Genomic DNA, 20,540 nt, shown 5'->3' on the forward strand with positions numbered 1-20,540 from the left:
CTATAAATCTTTTGTCGTTAACGAATAAATTGAAAAGCGAGCAAGCGGCGCCGGTTTTCCGGTTTCCTTCAGGTCATAATCCTGATCGGTAGGCGTATCCACATCCGGGAACCGACGAACATCTCCGGTCCGGAAAGTCACGCGCTCAACAGCATGCACTGGAGCGAAACAAAGGCCGGTCGACTTTTTCTCACCATTTACAAAGACATGATAAAAGCGATTTCCCGCAGTCAATTCAATCTTAATGTCATATTCTTTTCCATCTTCATAGCTCAGGATATTCTTCATCCGGTAACCATTCTTTTGCTGCAATTGCCCCTCGCCGTTGAAAGATAAACGTAAAGCGGCTGTTCCCTTTTCATCAACCAGCTCAACATCCAACTGCCCGTGATCATTTTGAGCTGCTGCTATTTTGAACTCGACAGAAACGTTGGCTGTCCGCGGAAAAAGACGTTCTGCTTTGGCATAATCAGATTTATCCTGATCGTTCAACACCAGGCACCGCGTTCCGCTGGCATCTTTCTCGATAGCAACACGCGCCCAAACAGGGCTAAAAATGTTCCACCGATCCAATTCTTTTCCTTCCGGCATCTGGTTGAAAACATCGTTAACATCCGAAGTTTCTTTGTCAACAACCGGAACAGGAACCTTGGAAACCCAAATATCTTCTTTGTTCATGCTGTAAGTCACCCACATATTACCACCGTTAGGAGTACCGTTTCCTTCGGCAATACCTCGGACATATTGCGGTCCGTACGATTTGTAGTTTCCGCCGTAACGCATCGGCGAAATTTCGCCATTCACTAAGAGCAAATTCGTATAATTCAAACCATCGTCGCTGGTCGAAACAGCCAGAGGCCAACGAAAGTCAGAAGGATTGTAAACCGTAGCATAATGACCATCAGAAGTGCGTTGTCCCCAAATTTTTGCGTTACTGTTTACAAACCCCGGTGCACGCGTTGGTTTTGTCCAGGTCTTTCCCTCATCTTCACTAATTGCAGTAAGGGCGTGTTTCCATAAACCAACCACTTTACCGTCAGCTAAATGATAAAAGTTAAATGCTTTGTACTCGCCTTTCAGTGAGATCAACGGATCGTCACGGTCTGCTTCCTCGTTCCATTGTTGCACCATCAACCGGTTCGCCAACAATTCGTCGCAAGCCTTTACAAATGCTTTTTCCTTGCTCTTCTTATAAAAAGGAAGTGTTGTATTTTTTTCGTTCCAGTTGTGGTTGTATCGAATGAAATAAATTGGTCCCCAGCTACCATCTGCCTTTATTTCGCGAACCACGCGACCGATTCCGTTTCCGTCGTTCGGACTGTCCTTTTCATTTAACGAAATAGCCATGTAGGCCAATACCAATAGTTTGTTGTTTGAACTGACATAAAAGCCCATGCGCTGGTGATTCACCGATTGCAAATTGCGTGCAACGGCTGTATCTCCTTCCTTACTGAATCCATCGGGAATATCATATGCCGGGAAGATGACCTCTGGTTTCGTCCACTCGCTACCTTCTTTCGATGTCTGAATCAATGTGGCACCCGGAGCAATGTGCTCACCCACCGGGTCGCTCAAATATTCGAGGAAGAAAGTGTTGTTCCAGTAAGCGATCATTGGCGCATGGTTATAGGTCCAACCCAAGCCATCCGCCATCTCCGGGAATTCGCGATTTGCTCTGAAAGTTTCAATGTTGTGAACACCTAAAACAGGTGCTAGCTGCCCGTGGTGATAATCGGGATTATTTAAGGTTTTTCCGGTATAAGAAGGCAATTCCTGAGCCTGCGACAGCCCGGTTACAGCCGTTACCAGAAAAAACAAGTTGATTAATTTCTTTCCTAAGTTCATGTTTCTGATTATTTATTCAATTGAGTTCAGAAAAAAGCGAATCCGGCTGCATCAAACCCTCTAACCGGACTCTGCTTTTTTTAACTAATTCTCAGTGTCTGCAATCGTCTTTTTCATCAAGGCGTCAACAACCGATTGTTTCGCCTTAAAAATCGTGCCATGTTTGTGTCCTTCCGGCAACGATACCTGGTCGGAAATATCCTCGAACGATTTGAAATCGCCCGTACGAGCACATCCGTATTTCTTGTTCCCATAGTCGTCGTAGTAAATCAGGTAGTCCTCGCCCACCTTCACTACTGTTGGTCCTTCGGATAAAAATCCGGTGAACGGCTCCGAAATATCATTCCATGGGCCTAATGGTGTTTCACCAAAAGCCACTTTTATGTTTCGGTTCGGTCGCGTGTTGTCTTTTAAAACCAGCACATAATCTTTTACTCCCCGCTTCACAATTACACAATCGATCACGCTAAAGTCCGGATCGAGAAATAATTTGGTGTCGGTAAAGCTTTTGAAGTCTTTCGTGGTGGTGTAATACATCCGGTGGTTATTCTTTTCTTCTTCCTCCCCTTTTTCAAATTTGAACGGGATAGTAGAAGCCCAAATAATGATGAAGCGGTCGTTGTCGTCATCGTAGAAAAGCTCGGGAGCCCAAACGTTCACCGTTGCCGTATCGGTCATCACCGTGATGAACTGTTCTTCCGACCAATGAATCAAATCCTTTGAGTTGGCATAGCCAAACCCCAGATCACCGCGCCAGGATGATGTCCAGACCATGTGAAAAGTGCCGTCTGGTCCTTGCACCACCGAAGGATCACGCATCACTTTTTGCTGGCCAACTTCTGGTTTTAGCCAGGGACCACCCAAATCGTTCCAATGGTAGCCATCTTCGCTGTATGCCAGAAACAATCCCTTGTCGGCCGGTTCGCGAAATGTACTGAAAACGTATACTCCCTTTTCCTTCGAGCAGGAAATCAGCGCCAAAAGAGCAATTCCAAATGCTACTATTTGATTTCTCATGATCATCCTATTTTACGCTATCCAAGACCAAAACGTAATCATGACCATCTCCGGCGTCGCCGGGAGGATCAAAGGCCTGCACACCTGTATTGTCAAAAACTCCGATTTCTGCGTATTGCCCGTTTCTTGGATTAAACCAACTGGCCTTCACCTTTTCGCCTTCAATTTTGCCCATGTTGACCGGAATATTGCGCCCGTTGTAAGTATATACGAAAGCATAATCAGAGCCACGAGTAGCAATCAGAAAATCGTACTTTTCGCCATTCTCGCCGGCAATCAGACTTTGATCCGGTACACGCTCAAAATACGGACGCGACAACATCAATTCTTTGACATATTTCATTTGGGTTGCTCCCGGATCATTGATCGCGGCATCCCAATATTTCTTAGCTCCGTAAGCAGCTCCTTTATCCGAAGGTTGGTAAAATTGCATTACTGCACTGCTGCCGTAAGTGTAGCCAAAGGCTCCGGCAAATACCGACCAATAGGCATAACGACGAACATCCGCATCGTTCCAGAAAGGTTGCAGCGTATCGTGTAAACCTTGCGGAATTCCTTCGTAGGAAGGTTCTCCGTCAATTGTAGGACGAACGGGAGTCAAGTCCCAGTCTTCGGTAATGTAACGCCAGTTGTCCTGTCCGTAAGCACGCTCGGTATCATCCTGATCATATCGACGGTGTCCGGATTGAATCATGTTGAAATCCATCCAGGAGGCATCCAAAAACCAGTCGTTCGATTGCATGCGGCCACGAGGGTGAAACGTAATCAGGTGGTTCGAATCATTGTCCCGTAAGGCATTCCCTAAAATATTCCAGGTTGCGATAGAGTCGCTTCCCATGGTATCACCACCATTTAGCCAAATAATATTTTTGCGGTCTTTGTAGCGCTCAGCAAGCCATTTCCCGTAAACAGCGGCCTCATCGCGCGATACTCCTCCGTCTTTCACGTTGTTTCCCCAAACCGGAACCAAGGCCATGTAAAGCCCTTTTTGTGCTGCCAAATCGATGGCATAGTCCATATTGTCCCAGTAATCGTATTGTATTGAATCGTTGAAATCATTTCCGGCTGTCACCTTGGGCATTGCCACATTGTGATCAACCAAAGCAGAATCGCCATAAACGTTAACCGCGCCTAAACCATGCAAAACCATGACCTGAATAACATTAAAGCCCTGTTCTTTGCGGGTTTCAAGGTATTTCCCGGTTTCTTCCCGATTCAATTTCGTAAAAAGTAACCAGCCTGTATCTCCCAACCAGAAAAACGGTTTTCCATCCTCTGTTTCGAAATAGCGATGGTTATCAGAAACTTTTAATAATTCAAGTTCATTTGATTCTTCCTTTTTCACCTGCTGTCCGCATGAGGCCAGCAGCAAAAGGGACAATCCCACAAAAATTAGATTTTTCATGTTCATTCAGTTTTTCAGTTTTATGCTTTGTTTAGTTGCTTTTTCATTTGTTTCCAGCCTTTCCATGTTAAGGATAAATCCACTTCATGACTGCTATAAAGCAGGCTTCCCAGGTAACCGAAAATTATCAGTACTACATGGCTATACACGCCAATCATGTATTTATGATGGGCATAATTAAAATTCCCCAAATCGAGGATGATTGATTCTTTCCCGCTTGTTCCTATCGGCGTTGAAGTGAGCAAAGCCCATGCCGTAAAGACAACGCTTGCACCAATTCCCCAGTACAATCCTTTTTTGTTGGCACGACTACTGAAAATGCCCAACAGGAACATTCCGGCGATACCACCCGAGAAGATCGAATACAGGGTGAAGATGATTCCGAGCACTCCTTCACTTCCGGCATTCACATAAAACAGAGCGACAGCAATTGCTCCCAGACCAGCCAGAACGATGAAAATTCGTCCTGCCATCAGTTGTTGTTTGTCGGTGCTTCTTGGTTTGAATCGTTTGTAATAATCTTCAGTCAGAATCGCAGATAAACAGTTCAAATCCGAGTCCAGACTCGAGATCGCAGCAGCCATCAATGCAGAAAGAATCAGGCCGACAATTCCAACGGGCAATTTCGTTAGGATAAAATACGGGAAAACGGCATCTGCCTCGATCCCGGCAGGCAAGCTATCGCCTGTAATTTGGTAATATGAAAACAGTGCTGTACCAATAAACATGAACATTCCCCACACAGGCACACTCAGCAAAACGCCAATCAGTGATGCACGAATCGCATCCTTATCAGACTTCGCTGTTAAATAGCGTTGGACAATGGTTTGGTCGGTTCCGTATTTCTGAATGGCATAGAATACACCATTCAGAGCCATCACAATAAAGGTGAGATTGACGAAGTCCCAGTCGAAAGGTCCAAAACCGATGTGACCGTTCGCCATCGCAACATTCCACACAGCGACAGGGCCACCTTCCGGAGTAAAAAGTAAGATCAACATAGCAATTACTCCCCCAACAATCAAGAGAAATCCCTGGATCACATCCAGCCAGATAACTGCTTCGATACCTCCCAGCATGGTCAGTAGAATTACAGCAGCACCAATAACCCAGATGATGGTACTTGTTTCAATCCCAATCATTTTACTTAAGGCCAGAGAGATCAAAAAGAACACGGTTCCCATTTTTGAGAAGTGTGTTAAAATGAAACTCAGCGACGTGTAGAAACGAGCAAAAAGGCCGAAACGCTTTTCAAAATACTCGTAGGTACTAAGACGGATCACGTGACGGAACAAAGGCACCACAACTCCCACAATTGCCACCAGTACGATGGGGACCATCAACCCTTGCACTAAGCGAATCCAGTTGGAAGTAAAACCTTCACCCGGATAAGCTAAAAAAGTAATACTACTAATCAGCGTAGCTAAAATAGAAATCCCGATTGCCCATGATGGGATCGAGCCGGCTGCCTTAAAGTAGTTGTCTGTATCTTTCTGTTTTTTCGAAAACCAAAATCCGACTCCCAGCGATACCGCCAGGGTCAGAAACATGATAAAGTAGTCGAGAAAATGTATACTCGGAACAGGATTCATTGGTTTAGATTTGATTTAGTTTGATTGATTCGTTTGATTTAATTCCTTACTGTTGGTTTAATTTGTATCCGGTATAATACTCTCGGGCCAATTATAACTTCCTGGTTTTGTAATGAGGCTTAAACCCGGATAACCGGCAACCTCCATCTGAATTATTCCATAGTCTAACTCCCGTATCGGAGTCAACTGTTTGATGTTTAGATTTTGGATGATTTGAGCTGCTGTTGCTCCTCCTTCAATATACAAGGCATTGATCTCAGCCAAATCGAAAACTTCTTTCACTAAAAGGCCAATTTCATTTCGAACGATTTCAGGCGGAAAATTAATTTCTTCCTGAAAGATCGTTGTAACCACGACTTTGCGGTTTTGCACCAGCCAGCCAGCTATATTCTCCGCTATTTCACGGATATGATCTTTCATCTCATCCAAATGTTGAAAATACTCCTCGGACAAGTTGATAAACATGACCCCGGCGAGCTTTAACTTTGTCATAAACTCAACGGTTTTTGGAAATGTGCTGCCAAAGATAAACAAGGCTTTAGAATCTTCAGCAATTTCCAGACTTCCGTCAACAGGTTTTTCGTCAAATTCCTTCCGAAGAATTGCGTCGAAGAACCCCGCACCACCGGCATAAACAGTATCACTATTCATTCGTGACACCCATTGCTCCAAGTCTTCCTCCGACTCCACATCAGCAACCATAAATCCGGTCGTAACGATATCTTCGCCAAGCCCAACACTTGACACCTGTTCCGGGTAATCACAAAGCAGCTCGCAAACATTGCTCGATTTGGCCGGGAATTCAGGATCGTTGGCAAATGAGGTTTCAGCAAGCGGCGTCCCCTGAATGTAGTAAATACCTTCTTTTATAATTCGTTCGAAATGTGGATTTGCCGGGACAACCAACACATTATCCTTTTTCGAAATATCTTGTTGTGTAATTAATTCTTCGTAAACATTACCGCGCAGTACCGAGTCAATTTTCTTGAAAATGAAGCGAGGCTTCAAATCCAGCAACTGGCTGGTTATCTTTTCAATTCGGGCCTTGGCATCCACCACCGTCTTTGAACGTGAGTCAGCGACAACAACCAACAGATCGGGATTACCTTTTCCAGTCACCTCGGTTTCCAACAACACATTCAGACCGTGTTTTAAGCCTACTCCTCCAATTTCTGCAGCACCGGTAAAATCATCTGCTATAACTGCTATCATATCATTCCGGATTACTGGTTCTCGTGAAGTTTGATGGCATAATCGATTGCATACACCAATGCATCATGACTCGCAATACCTTTTCCGGCAATTTCGAATGCTGTTCCATGGTCAACCGAAGTGCGAATAATTGGCAGTCCAAGCGTGATATTTACTCCTTTCACACTCTTCATGGCTTGTTTTTCCTCATCCCAGATGAAGCCAACCAATTTGAACGGAATATGCCCCTGGTCATGATACATCGCCACACAACCATCGAAACTGCCTCCATTAGCCAATGAAAATAAAGTATCCGGAGGGTACGGGCCTGCTGCATCAATCCCGGCTGCTTTAGCCTTTTCAACTGCTGGTAAAATCTCTTCGGTTTCTTCAGTTCCAAAAAGTCCGCCATCGCCGGCATGCGGGTTTAAACCAGCAACGCCAATCCGGGGATTCTGAATGCCAATACGCTTGAGTGCGTCATTCGTTAAACGAATAACATCAAACACCCGGTCTTTTTTTACGCGGTCGCAAGCCTCACGAAGCGAAACATGCGTGCTGACATGTGTTACTTTAATTTTGTCATCGGCCAACAACATGGTGAATTTTTCGGTATTGGTAAAGTGTGCATAAATCTCGGTATGCCCCGAGAAGTGGTGCCCTGCTTTATTAATGGCTTCTTTGTGGATTGGCCCGGTAACGGTTCCGTCAACCTTACCATCCATTGCCAACTCAATGGCTTTTCGCACAGCTTTAAAAGCTAAGTCACCGGCCTCAGCGCTTACCACGCTGTGTTGTATTTTTTCGAGATCGGCCGGAATGTGAAAAACATCCATTGTTCCAAATTCGAATTTCGCATCTTCAACTTTAGTTACCGGATTCAACTTCAGATCAACACCCGTCAATTGAATCGCCTTTTCCATCACTTCTGCATTTCCGATTAAAATAGGACTGCATTTTTCAAAAACAGATTTATCTGCAAAAGCTTTGGCTGCTATTTCAGGGCCAATTCCGGCAGGATCCCCCATGGTAACAGCAAGTATGATTGAATTATTTTTCATCTTTTTATAATAAGTTCAGGTTTTTCAAAAAGGCGATTACATCTAAGCGGTAGGCTGTTTCGGCCGGTTCTTCCATTTGATATATTGGCGGCATCACCTGTGTTCCGCAAAGTTCTTTTACTTTCATAACCACTTTTAAGGCCGCCAAAGATTCCCCTAGTGTCCGATCTTTTTGGTAAAGCGCTCCCAACTTGTTTGTTAGTTCCTGCAAGCGGTCCGCCTCATCCCAATTTCCTTTTAGAGCGTTGGCATATAAATCAGCATACAATTCAGGTGTAAAGTTTCCGGTGCTTGGCACAATACCGTCCGATCCATTTTTCAAGGCGTAAGAAGATATAGCCGCCCAACCGATTAAATGCACAAAATCAGGGCGATCTTTCCAAAGCTTCAATGCCTGGTCCAATCGCTCCACATCGCGTTCCGAATCTTTCAAGCCAACAACATTCGGGTGATAGCTTAGCTTATCGACAATATCCAGGGGAATTGAATACCCCGTTGTAGCTGTTATATTGTAGAAAATCAAGGGCACCGGGCACGCATCAGCCAGGCTTTCGCAATATTTCGCAGCCTGCGCATCGGTGATCGGATAATAAGAGGGGACATTAGCCACAACGACATCAGCCCCCAAATCGGCGAATCGTTTAGCCATATCAACCGTTTCAACAATACAGTTTGAAGCAATACCGGCATAAATCACCGCTTTACTTTTAGCGTGCGCCACAGTTGCTTTTACCAACTCCTCTTTTTGAGGAATCGAAAGAGAACTTGCCTCCCCAGTTGTTCCTCCAATAAAAGGAGCAACATCGTAGCGCAAAAAATTGTCGACAATTCGCCCAACAGCTTCCGTATCAACTGTAAAATCATCTTTCAATGGTGAAATCATCGGAACGATGACTCCTTTATAGCGATTATTTTCTTTCATTTCATGTATTTGATCAGGCTTTTCAATTGCTATGTCCTTAAAAAGCTCGTTTATAAATTTCTTTCGCATCCTTTAGTGCGATATCACGCACATTGTTTTTCAACAAGCGTTGAACTTTAATCGCCGATTTTGCAATATCATTCAATGCTGATTCCGGGATACCAATAGCTGACAACTTAACCGGAACATCCATGGACTCCATCCATTGTTGAATAGCGGCGATCCCTGCCGAAGCATATTCCTCGTTGGTTGAACACCCTGTAATACCCAAATTTTTAGCCAGCAAAGCAAAGCGCTCGACTGCAGCGGGCATGTTGTATTCCAATACATAGGGCAACATCACCGCATTCGATAAACCATGAGCAATCTTATACTTACTTCCGAGCGGGTAAGCCAAGGCATGAACAGCAGCCGTATTTACCGGTCCAAGACACATTCCGCCGTAAACACTACCAAGCGCCACCGCGGCGCGAGCCTCCAAATCATTACCATGATCGTAAGCCTGTTTAAGATTTTTGAAAATAAGCTGCATGCCATCCAGCGCAAAGCGATCGACTACAGGATGTGCGAAACGGTTGATGAAAGCTTCCAGACAATGCGTGAAAGCGTCAATCCCGGTAAAAGCAGTCACTGCCGGTGGTACGCCAACAGTCAATAGCGGATCAACGTAAGCAGCATCAGGCATCAAAAACGGACTAATAACGCCTTTTTTTTCGTTGTCGGTTGTGTCAAGAAAAATCGCATTCGGTGACACTTCGCTTCCGGTACCTGCAGTCGTTGGCAAACAAGCCAAGTAGGTTGACCTCCCGTTCAGATTACCAATGCCAATGATCTCGGTTGTAGTTTGTGTATTTCTTAGCTGCGCAGCAATGAATTTTGCAGCATCCAGCACACTTCCGCCTCCTATACCAACCACAGCGTCGGCTTCAAACTGTCTGGCTTCAGCCAGAATCTCTTCAACTTCGGCGAAACTTGGCTCAGCCGCTATTTGCTCATTTACACAAATGATGATACCAGCCTGTTCTATTTTATCGTAATATGGTTGTAACAACTGGCGGATAACCGGGATGCTCACGACAAACAAACGCTGCTGTCCCGATTTCAAGAAATCTTCGAAAAACTGAGAAAGACTACCGTCTCCGATAACCAATTGTGAAGGCGTATTTAATTTGATTAGATCCATTAATTTATGTTCTTATTGATGACGATTCCGCGGAAGCATAACTGTTCCGACCTCAGGAAAGAATGCTCTTGATCGAATACTGTGATAGCTTCCAAAGACAGGTCGAAGATAATGTAAACGTTTACATTTTCCAAATTAAACCAAAAAAATAATGTCTTATTTAAAGGACATTATTTCATGTAAACGATTTTCAACTAGCAGGAACTGCGTACTTTCAGTTCGCTGTTTAAAGTCATTTGAATACAGGGACGTTTGGGGTCTTTAATGCGTTGGATCAGCAATTCTCCGGCCCGCTTGCCAATTTCGTAGGCCGGTTGACGAACAGCAGTAAGCGGTGGATTCAGGGCGTTTGACCAATTCATATCGTCAAAACCCAAGACAGCAATATCACCGGGGATATCCAGTTTCCGCTCGTTAACCGCTTCCAAAGCTCCTAAAGTAATCAGGTTGTTACCGGTAAACAATGCATCGGGGCGATTCGCCATATTCAACAGTTTTCCAGTGAATTCAATACCACTGGTATAAGTTGAGTCACCTTGAACAATCAGGTTTTCATCGATTTCCAGACCATGATCTTTCAAGGCTTTCCGGTAACCATCCAATCGTAATCGGCTGGAAGGGATCGTAGGCAAACCACCGATATGAGCGATCCGTTTGTATCCTTTTTCAATCATATAGCTGACTGCCTGATAGGCGCCTTCTTCGTTATTCACCCAAACCACATCTACATCCACACCTTTTAACCCACGGTCAACACAAACAACAGGCAACCCACTACGCAAAAACTTCTTGATCCGCGGGTCATCCTCATGAGCAGGTGCTGCGATTAATCCGTCAATAGCTTCCGACTCAAGAATATCGAGGTACACCGCCTCTTTCTTTTCATCCTGGTTGAAGTTACACATGATGATCACATAATTGTTCTGATAGGCTATGTCTTCGATACCACGCAATACATCAACATAAAAAGGGTTTTGAATATCGGGAATAAGCACACCAAGCAAATTACCGGCACCACTTTTCGAACGCAGACGTTTGGCTACCCTGCTTGGTTGGTATTTAAGCTCTTTAATGGCTTTGAGAATTTTCATCCGGGTTTCTTCATTAACACTGTCGCTGTTATTCAATACCCGGGAAACAGTCGCGATAGAAACACCCGCCCGTTTGGCGACTTCATTCATACTTGCCATAAAATGGATACAATTTGAGGTTTACATTTATACTGATTTCCCTAAAGTAGAAAAAATCACGGCAAATGTAAACGATTTCATTCAGATAATTGTATTTTTCACACAATTTTCCGGAAACAGCCCAATCGTTTTAACTGAAGATTCTTTTTTTCGTTTGGGGGACCTGCTCAAGCAAGATTTTCCGAAGAGATATTATTCAATAAAAACTAAACAAACATGAAGTATTTCGCTTATTTCTGCTTACTGGCACTTTTCACGGCCTGTTCATCGGGCAAACCAAAGCAGAACGATGAAAAAGACACTGAACAAGTAAAATGGAGTATCAAAATGGCTGACGCCGTTATGGAACGCAGCGACAGCCTAGGCCATTACAACGGCCGCACCCGACGCGGCTGGTCGTACGATGTTGCCCTGTTAGGAATGGCGATCGATAAACTGGGAAATGTTGATCCCAAATATTCCGCTTACATGAAAGCTGATATGGATGCGATGGTTGACAACGACGGCCATGTTGCCCGCTACGATTCAACAAAATTCAACATTGACTATGTCAACCCAGCCAAAAACCTCTTGATCTTGTGGGAGAAAACCGGCGACGAAAAGTACAAAAAGGCGCTTGGCCAGTTTGTACGGCAGATGGAGAACCATCCGAAAACCAAAACCGGAGGCTATTGGCACAAGAAAATTTACCCCTGGCAAATCTGGCTCGACGGTGTGTACATGGGAATGCCTTTCCTGGCTGAATATGCCAAAGATTTCGACGATCCGCGCTGGTTCGATGTGGCCACGCACGAAATCATCTTGGTGCACGAGAAAACCCTCGATCCCAAAACCGGCCTGCTGTACCATGCGTGGGACGAAAGCAAGGAGCAAAAGTGGGCTAACCCGGAAACCGGGCAGTCGCCACACTTTTGGAGCCGGGCCATGGGCTGGTATGTAATGGCCATTGTCGATGTGTTGGATTATTTGCCGGAAGACCATAAAGACCGCGCAGAAATCATCAAAATCCTGCAGGAAACCTGCGATGCTTTGTTGAAAGTTCGGGATCCGGAATCGGGCGCCTGGTACCAGGTGCTGGACCAGGGCAACCGCAAAGGCAACTACCTCGAAGGTTCGGGAACGGCCATGTACATTTATGCGTTTGCCAAAGGAGCGCGACTGGGTTATCTCGATCCGAAATACACGGAAATTGCAGCCGATGCATTTGACGACATGGTGGCAACATTCATTGTAACCGGGGCCGATGGCTTGCCCGATATGGTGAATATTTGCGGCAGCTGCGGTTTGGGAGGAAAACCAACCTATCGCGACGGCAGCTACGAGTACTACACCACCGAAAAAATCAACACCAACGACACCAAAGGAGTGGCTCCGTTTATTCTGGCGGCCATTGAAACGGACAAATAACAATCAAACAAAACCACGAATACCAGGGCTCTGATCGTTTGATCAGGGCCTTTTTTGCCGTAATTAGTTGCCCAACGAGCTAGCGTCCGCTGCCTCTAAAATGGTAGCGCCGGCTTCGCCCCTGCTGCTTGAGATTTCGATACTGGTAGGGTTGCATGTTCCGATAAGCCTGGAAGAACTGCGTAAAACTACTGGATGACATGTGGAGAATCTTTCCGATTTCGGTAAACGAGTGGTCTGTTTTTTCCAGCAAGTCGCAGGCCACCAAACAGAGGTATCCGTTAATCCAATCGTGTGCACTCATCCCTGCCATACACCGGATCGCCCCGTCGAGCCATTGCACATCCACGCCGAACTGTTTGGCGTACCAACTCACCGGTCGCTTTCCGTATTTCCGTGCCAGGTTGGCAAACAAGTCCATATAACTGTTGCCGCAGGGATTGTGCTGCCACATCTCGCTTTTCGCTTGAGTTGCCTCATTGGCGGCCTCGCCGGCCAAACCGGCATAAATCATTTCGGGGGTAACGGGTGAATATTCAACAGCTGTCATCGGTCTGATTTTTTGGTTGTTTCCTTCAATTTACGACGATATTTAATGAAAATCAATGTTTTTATAAAAACAACGCACGCACATTTTACCAATTCCCCCATATTCATAAAAAAACCGCGCAGGTTTTTAATGAAATAGCACGAATTCCTAAAAACATCGCGCACAGTTTTTAGGAATTCAACCAACGAGATAAAAACATGGCGCACAGTTTTTAGGAAACCTACCCGATTCATAAAAACTACACGATTTTTAGGACTATTCATACCTGGCGAGGCCAAACATATCATGTAATTCCGGTCCAATTTTCCCGCTTCAACCCACCAGAACAAACAGCCGTTCAATTTGTCAACCTTTTGAAAATAAAAAGCCGCCAACTGTGTTTAAAGCAAAGAAGGCGGCAAACTTAAACTAATCGCTATACTAAAACTATGACGTTCACTAAATTTCGGGTTGAAACGAAGAGGTTCGGAGCGAATCAGATCCGCCCCAAACTCTTCATACAATCAAATAACAATTATCATATCAACAAAAACTATCTCCTAACGGGAATCCAAACGCTCATCTCCCCTCTTCCCCGGTTGTCCCAAGCGTAGTAGGGCACAAATTTGAGCGGGATCCGCTCAGCCGGTTGAACCGAGTTGATGGGCTGGTACAATTTATTTTTCCAACTGTTACCGGTCAGTACAACACCTTCGCCTTTCAAGGCAAGCATTCTGGCACCATCGATTTCGATCGCTTCCGGCTTCAGCTGCGTGGCGGCATCAACAGCGACATTGAACACATCGACCGCGTTGGGTAAATCAGCCGTTTCCACACAATACACTACCGGTCCACGCTGCACAGCCACCAACCCGCGGGTTTCTTCCACCATCGGGTTCGCTTCCATCAACTGCACCGGCATGGGCAAGTTCAGGCTGATTTGGTCGCCCTTTTTCCATTTGCGCGAAACGGCAACATAAGTTCCGGCTTGCACTTTCTCCGAAACAGGCTGCCCGTTCACCTTCAGTTCGGCTCCCGGGCACCAGGCCGGAATGCGCAGGTGCAGGGTCATTTCATTTTTCAACGTCTTTTGCACGTCCAACTCAACCGCCCCGTCCCACGGGTAATCTGTTTCCTGGTTTAGTTGAAGGACATCGCCATTTTCCAATGTTGTGTTCAGCTCATTCGCCCCGTAGAAATTCACATACAAACCATCGTTCGACAAACTGTACATGTAATTGTTGATCTCGGCAATGGTGCGAATGGTATTGGGCGGGCAGCAGTTGCAATAGCTAATGTAGGGCTCTCGATCCTTCGACCAGCGCAGATCGGGCGAAACCTCATCGGCAACGGCCAGCGGATTGGTGTAAAAATGACGGATGCCGTCGAGGCTGATGGCAGCCAGCAAACTGTTGTACATGACCTGCTCCATCACATCGGCATACTTCGCATCGGCAGTCACCTGCAGCATGCGATAGTTCCACAACAGGTTCCCAATGTTCGCGCACGATTCGTTGTGCGCCGTCAGGTTCGGCAGTTGGTAATCCTCGCCGTACGCCTGGTGCACCTGTTGAATGGAAGGCTGGTCGTAGGTGGTTCCGTTGGGCGAAACACCGTCGTACAGTGCGCCGCAGGCCCCGGTGATGTATAGTTTATTCTCAACCAGGTCGTGCCAAATAGCATCCAGTGCTTTCATCAGCGACTCATCGCCCGTTTCGGCATACACATCGGCTGCTCCGGCGTACAGGTAGTTGGCGCGAACAGCATGTCCTTCAGCTTTGGTTTGCTGGCGGAAAGGAATGCGATCCTGGTTGTGATCGTGCCCGTTGTCAACCTGGTCGCGAATATCAATCAAGCCCTGAGCCAGCTCCAGGTAACGCGGATCACCCAGCGTGCGGTACATCTCGGTTACGCCCATGTAATGCGACGGACAAATGGCATTTTGCGCCAGTTCGTACGCGTGCTCTTCGTAATATTTAAACAAAAAATCGGTCGCTTTGATGGCAATATCCATCAGGTTCATTTTCCCCGTCAGGCGGTAATGCACACTAGCCGCCGTCATCAGGTGCCCCATGTTGTAGGTTTCAAAGTCCATGCGCTCGGCAAACTCCGCTTTCTTCTCCGGGTGCTCCCGCTCATTAATCATCACCGGCGTGTGAATGTAGCCATCGGCCCGTTGCGTCATGCCAATCACAGCAATGATGGAGTCGATCTTTTGATCTAACTGTTGATCGTTTGTTTCCGCGGCCACAACAATCGCTGCTTCAAGCATTTTGTAAAAATCGCCGTCGTGAAACGGAGGACCAATATGCTCCCCATCTTTCAGTCCTGCGGCAATCTCGAAGTTGGCATAACCATGGCTGATCGAGTCGTTCAGGTACATGTCCAGCATATGCGGCATCATACTTTTCGCACACACCTGGTAGCGGTCGGCCCAAAAACCGGTGGTCCACCGCACATCCGTCAGGTTCACAGACTCCAGTTTCGCGAATTTGCTTTTCGAGGTGTTCACCAGGCTTTTATCCTGTGCCTGTGCCAACTGAAAGGTCACCAGAACCAGTAAAACCGGCGTAACAAAATATCTTTTCACCATGATTTAATTCGGTTTTTGAATTTGAAATACATACGTTCCGGAGCCAACTTCGACCACCAGATAGTCGCCCTCGCGCCCTGAAACGCGAATGTCTTCTCGGTTCCCGATCGGCTTACCGTCTTCCAGAACAATCGATTTTTCATCGGCCAGTAAATAAACCCGGGCCGACGTATTCGCCGGAAATTCTACGGTTTGCGTAAAACAACTTTCGCTCCGTTCCCATTCCGACCGAATCCAGCCGTACATGGATTGAAACTTCGCTTTGGCAAACTGCAATTGCTCCGTAGGCGTTGGTTTGACGACAATCTTTTTGTAGCCCGGTGTTTTCGGGTCAGCCTGCAAACCGGCAACGGTTTGATACAGCCAGTCGCCCACCGCACCGTATGCGTAGTGGTTAAACGAGTTCATGCCTTCGGTTTGAAAAGAACCATCCGGCTTAATACAATCCCAGCGTTCCCAAATCGTCGTCGCCCCTTTGGTAACCGGGTACAACCACGACGGATAACGCTTATTGAAGAGCAATTTGTAAGCAACATCGGGATAACCGTGATCGCTCAAAGCCTTGCAAAGCAGCGGCGTTCCAACAAAGCCGGTTGTCAAGTGGCCGAAATAATTCACATCGTCGGCCAAGCGTTTAGCCACTGTCGTAACTAGCTTGTCGGGTAGCAAGCCAAAGCACAAAGCCATGATGTATGCCGTTTGTGTTCCCGAGGTCAAGCGCCCGGTTTGGGTTACAAACTCCCGGTTAAAGGCTGCTTTTATTTTGGGTAGAATGTCGGCATATCGTGCTGCATCCTCGCTATTACCAACCAAACTAGCAGTTTGTTGCATCAGCCCGGTCGTGTAATAGAAGTAGGCAGTAGCAATGAGTTCCTTATCGGTGTGTGCGCCTGCATAGCCATAGTCGGGCGCGTTGTAGTTGTACGAGTAATATTCGGCAAACGAAAGCCAGTCGCCAAAATGAAAACCGGTATTAAAGATGAATCCGTCGCCCGATTCAGCAATCATATATTCCACCCAGCTTTTCATGGAGCTGTACTGTTGTTCCAGAATCCGGGTGTCGCCGTAAACGCGGTAAACAGTCCACGGAATGATCACAGCGGCGTCGGCCCATGCTGTTGAGCCAAATCCATCGGACCAACCGGTTCCTCCACCATCTTCCACAACGTTGGGTACCACCCAGGGCACGCTACCGTTGGGCTTCTGGTCGATCGGAAAGTCCTGCATCCATTTGGTGTAAAACGAAGCTGCATCGTTGTTAAAACAAGCCGTTGGCGCGAAAACCTGTGCGTCGCCGGTCCATCCCAGACGCTCGTCGCGCTGCGGACAATCGGTTGGTACATCCAGAAAATTGCCTCGCAATCCCCATTGAATATTTTTCTGCAGCCGGTTGATCAGCTCATCCGAACACTCAAAATCGCCGGTTGGCGCCATGTCCGAGTGAATGGCACAAGCCTCCAAATCTTCAGCATTCACCTCTCCGGGGTAATCACTGATTTTCAAATACCGAAAGCCGTGAAAGGTAAAGCGTGGCGCGTATTCTTCAGTCCCTTCGCCTTTAAATATATATTCATCCTGAGCTTTGGCAGCACGCAGGTTGGCCGTGTAGAAATTGCCATTCTGATCGAGCACCTCCGCATGATTCAGAGTAATTTTGTCCCCTTTGTTTCCTTGCAGTTTAAACTGAACCCAGCCCACCAGGTTCTGCCCGAAATCGAAGACCATGTCACCGTTCGGTGTAATCATCTTTTCAATCGGTTTCAGTCGCTCGGTAATCCGGACCGGCACACCATCCGACGAAACCAAACTCTGATAGCCATAATCGCGAACCGAGACCGGCTTCCAGCTTTGGTCATCAAATCCGGCACGATCCCATCGGTCCAACTCCAGGCGGGCATCGTAAGTTTCGCCATTGTAAATATCCGATTTCAGAATCGGACCGGTGTTTGCCTTCCAGCTGTCATCGCTGCCAATCAGCTCCGTGCTCCCGTCAATGTATTCAAGTTGAAGCTGAAATAATAAACCCAGCTTATCGCCGTATAAATTCTTATTGCCCTGCCATACCAGGAACCCACGATACCAGCCATCTCCTAAAATAGCGCCGATCGCATTCTCCCCTTCGCAAAGCAGGTCAGTTACATCGTAAGCCTGGTATTGCAACCGATGTCGGTAACTGGTCCATCCGGGGGTAAACAAATGATCGCTCACCACCTTCCCATTGAAGCGAAGTTCGTATAAACCATGACAAGTCACATACGCCGTTGCTTTGCGAACCAGTTTTTTCGTCGGGAATTCTTTGCGCAAATACGGACTCGGTGTCGATGTCGAAGTATCTTCATCTAAATCCGGTTCGATCCACTGTGCTTCCCAATCCGATTGAGCAAGCAAACCGGTTTCGAACCAGGCAACTTCACTCCAGTCAGTTTTTTCGCCGTGATTGGTTTCAACCTGAACCTGCCAGAAAACCCGCATCCCCGAGCTTAGCTCGTGACCGGCATATACCATTTGGTTGGACTGCGAACTTTCCAGTTTACTGCTATCCCAAAGCAAGTTATTGCCCGCCACTAAATCGGCTTCCGACAAAGCGCATCGGATTTGACAGGTTTGCTGCAGACTTCCACGCAACTGATCCTCTAATTCCCAGCTGAAACGTGGTTCAGCGGTTCCTACGCCAACTGGGTTGTTTTTATATTCTGTTCTTAAATTGAATAGTTTCAATTGCTTCATGCTTTTCGATCTGAAAACTTAATTACTCTCCTCCTCATCCAACGATTTGCTCTTCATCCAAAACGGGGCCGTTGCAAACCACATAATCATCCCTGCAACCATCAGATGGAAATGCGACTTCAGCTCAATGAACTGTTCGAAAACCAGGATGGAAGGAATAATCGTCAACAGCAATCCGATAAAGGAAACGATGATCAATACTTTTTTCATGACAAACCTCCTTCTGCAATTAGTTGCGTATTCTTTGCTGATTTTTGTTGGTAATAACTGAAGCCGACGTACATCAACGAGGCCAAAATCCATTCGGGGGCAATCAGGTAAGTTAAATCCATATTTATGGCATCCAACCAGCTTGGCAATCCGCCGTTAAGCATGCTCTTCATCCAGGCTAGATGATCTTTTCCGTAAACAATAAAACAAATCAGAAATGATCCCACCCAAGCAATGGCTGCAGGCCAGCTAAAAAGTTTTCTCGATTTTTCGGTGAAGTTGCTGATTAACCCAAGCTTTGGAAAGACCCAAACGTCCATCAATACAAATGCACCCAGCGGTACGAAAAACAGGGCATTGTAACTCACAATACGATCAAGATTGGCATTCACCGCCGGGATACAGGCTGTAAAAATCATGAATGCTCCGGCAGCAAAAGTCACTTTCCAGCGTTTCCAGTTTGGCGTAGCCACCTGAATGGCCAAGCCTGCACGGTACAATGTCGGGTTAGCGGTCGTCCATCCGGCAATAACAACGCTAATCGCTCCGGCGATGCCGGCACCATACAAACCAATTGCACCCGGTTGCGGGTTCACAAAACCTTCAGAAAGGAATGCAGCACATAAGATGCCTGATGCAATCCATGCTCCGAAGTGACCTAAAAACATACCGAAAGCAGATGCAAAACCTTGCGTCCAACTCTTCGCATATCGGAAAATAGTCACATCCGACATTCCAAGATGCTGAGGTGCATTACACAACCACGCAAAGCCGGCCACGTGCCAAAAAGTATACTTGGAGTTATTACCGATCGGAACGCCGGTGAAAATCTTATCGTTGGCAATTTGCCAAAAATCGCTAAAAGAGGTAGCTCCCAGTTTTCCCAGCACGGCAATAGCTGCGGCGAAGAAAACCAACACCATCCACGGTGCACAAATTTTAGAGAAAGTCGCGATCTTTTCGAAACCCAAAACAGCCAGAGCAGCAATAACCACTCCCACGACTAAAGCCAGCCCCATCCATGGAATTGATGGTATCAAATCGCCGGCCACATAATCCGGATTCGGAATTCCAAAGGGAATGGAAATGGCGGTTACAGCCACGGTAACCATTGCTCCTGCCAATAGACAAAGAATGACAGCATAGAATGCACTGTAAGCAATCGTCAAATAAGGTCCGATTATTTTTCGAAGTTGCCAGTATATGGTCAGGCGGGTTTTTACTGCGACCGGCGCTGTCATTAATGCCCAGCTCAAAACGGCCAAAATGTTGCCGACCAATAACCCCAGAAAAAAATCTTTCGCTGACACACCGTGCATCACCATTAATGGGCCAAGTACAAACTCGGTACCGGCAACGTGTTCGCCGGCAAACATGGCAATAAAGGTTTTCCAACCGTGTAATTTCTTTTCGGAAACAGGTTCCCTGTCATATTCATAAAGCGCATCCAGCCGTTCAATGAGGCTACCAGAGCCCCCGCCGGATACTGCTTCTCCTTTCATCTGCATAGTTATTGATTTAGTTTGATTATTATCTTTTGGTTCGAAAAATTTGATGCCCAATTTAGCAAAAACAATTCTAAATATTTTCGTTTATTTTTGTTTTATTTCGTTTTACTTTCTTTTAAAGCACTATTCTTTAAAAAAATGCAAAATATCAACTGCATTT

At 46.3% G+C, this 20,540-nt stretch carries 15 protein-coding genes; 1 reads left to right on the plus strand and 14 read right to left on the minus strand.

Annotated features, from left to right (window positions below; translation table 11 throughout):
• The 9 genes from GJV22_RS22170 to GJV22_RS10190 all read right to left on the minus strand — a co-directional run bounded on the left by GJV22_RS22170 (position 1) and on the right by GJV22_RS10190 (position 11,406).
• Entirely contained in the window at positions 1-1,845 is a 1,845-nt protein-coding gene (locus GJV22_RS22170) for an exo-alpha-sialidase (RefSeq protein WP_205461826.1), read from the minus strand.
• Between the two features lie 84 nt (positions 1,846-1,929).
• Positions 1,930-2,862 carry a glycoside hydrolase family 43 protein gene (locus GJV22_RS10155; RefSeq protein ID WP_163712523.1) on the minus strand — a complete coding sequence of 311 codons (933 nt, stop codon included), beginning with the start codon at positions 2,860-2,862 and terminating at the stop codon, positions 1,930-1,932.
• Positions 2,863-2,869: 7 nt separating this feature from the next.
• Positions 2,870-4,267, minus strand: a complete 1,398-nt coding sequence (locus GJV22_RS10160) for a glycoside hydrolase family 140 protein (protein ID WP_205461827.1) — start codon at positions 4,265-4,267, stop codon at positions 2,870-2,872.
• Positions 4,268-4,287: 20 nt separating this feature from the next.
• Positions 4,288-5,859 carry a sodium:solute symporter gene (locus tag GJV22_RS10165; RefSeq protein ID WP_163712527.1) on the minus strand — a complete coding sequence of 524 codons (1,572 nt, stop codon included), beginning with the start codon at positions 5,857-5,859 and terminating at the stop codon, positions 4,288-4,290.
• 57 nt (positions 5,860-5,916) lie between these two features.
• On the minus strand, positions 5,917-7,071 hold the full coding sequence (locus GJV22_RS10170; RefSeq protein WP_163712530.1) for a four-carbon acid sugar kinase family protein: 1,155 nt from the start codon (positions 7,069-7,071) through the stop codon (positions 5,917-5,919).
• Positions 7,072-7,082: 11 nt separating this feature from the next.
• Positions 7,083-8,111, minus strand: coding sequence for a 4-hydroxythreonine-4-phosphate dehydrogenase PdxA (gene pdxA, locus GJV22_RS10175; protein ID WP_163712534.1), 1,029 nt, complete (start codon positions 8,109-8,111; stop codon positions 7,083-7,085).
• Positions 8,112-8,115: 4 nt separating this feature from the next.
• The gene (locus GJV22_RS10180; RefSeq protein ID WP_163712537.1) at positions 8,116-9,033 is read right to left on the minus strand and encodes a dihydrodipicolinate synthase family protein; all 918 of its coding nucleotides are present in this window, start codon (positions 9,031-9,033) and stop codon (positions 8,116-8,118) included.
• Between the two features lie 37 nt (positions 9,034-9,070).
• Positions 9,071-10,216, minus strand: a complete 1,146-nt coding sequence (locus GJV22_RS10185) for an iron-containing alcohol dehydrogenase (RefSeq protein ID WP_163712540.1) — start codon at positions 10,214-10,216, stop codon at positions 9,071-9,073.
• A gap of 194 nt (positions 10,217-10,410) precedes the next feature.
• Positions 10,411-11,406 (minus strand): LacI family DNA-binding transcriptional regulator, encoded by a 996-nt coding sequence (locus GJV22_RS10190; protein WP_163712542.1) that lies wholly within the window; start codon positions 11,404-11,406, stop codon positions 10,411-10,413.
• A gap of 216 nt (positions 11,407-11,622) precedes the next feature.
• Between GJV22_RS10190 and GJV22_RS10195 the strand changes: the two genes are divergently transcribed.
• Positions 11,623-12,813: a glycoside hydrolase family 88/105 protein gene (locus tag GJV22_RS10195; RefSeq protein WP_163712546.1), complete on the plus strand. Its 1,191-nt coding sequence runs from the start codon at positions 11,623-11,625 to the stop codon at positions 12,811-12,813.
• A 79-nt stretch (positions 12,814-12,892) separates the two neighbouring features.
• Here GJV22_RS10195 and GJV22_RS10200 read toward each other — a convergent pair whose 3' ends face one another.
• The 5 genes from GJV22_RS10200 to GJV22_RS10220 form a co-directional block, all read right to left on the minus strand.
• A complete protein-coding gene (locus GJV22_RS10200) occupies positions 12,893-13,363 on the minus strand; it encodes a helix-turn-helix domain-containing protein (RefSeq protein ID WP_163712549.1) in 471 nt (156 codons plus the stop codon).
• A gap of 532 nt (positions 13,364-13,895) precedes the next feature.
• Positions 13,896-15,935 (minus strand): aceric acid hydrolase, encoded by a 2,040-nt coding sequence (locus GJV22_RS10205; RefSeq protein WP_163712551.1) that lies wholly within the window; start codon positions 15,933-15,935, stop codon positions 13,896-13,898.
• A gap of 3 nt (positions 15,936-15,938) precedes the next feature.
• Positions 15,939-18,662, minus strand: a complete 2,724-nt coding sequence (locus tag GJV22_RS10210) for an alpha-L-rhamnosidase (protein WP_163712554.1) — start codon at positions 18,660-18,662, stop codon at positions 15,939-15,941.
• Positions 18,663-18,680: 18 nt separating this feature from the next.
• Positions 18,681-18,872, minus strand: a complete 192-nt coding sequence (locus GJV22_RS10215) for a hypothetical protein (RefSeq protein ID WP_163712557.1) — start codon at positions 18,870-18,872, stop codon at positions 18,681-18,683.
• Positions 18,869-20,380, minus strand: a complete 1,512-nt coding sequence (locus GJV22_RS10220) for a purine-cytosine permease family protein (RefSeq protein WP_205461828.1) — start codon at positions 20,378-20,380, stop codon at positions 18,869-18,871. Before GJV22_RS10220 ends, GJV22_RS10215 begins: the two co-directional genes overlap by 4 nt.
• Positions 20,381-20,540: the final 160 nt, after the last annotated feature.

The sequence above is a fragment of the Mangrovibacterium lignilyticum genome, from assembly GCF_010882175.1.
In the GTDB taxonomy this organism is placed as follows: Bacteria; Bacteroidota; Bacteroidia; order Bacteroidales; family Prolixibacteraceae; genus Mangrovibacterium; species Mangrovibacterium lignilyticum.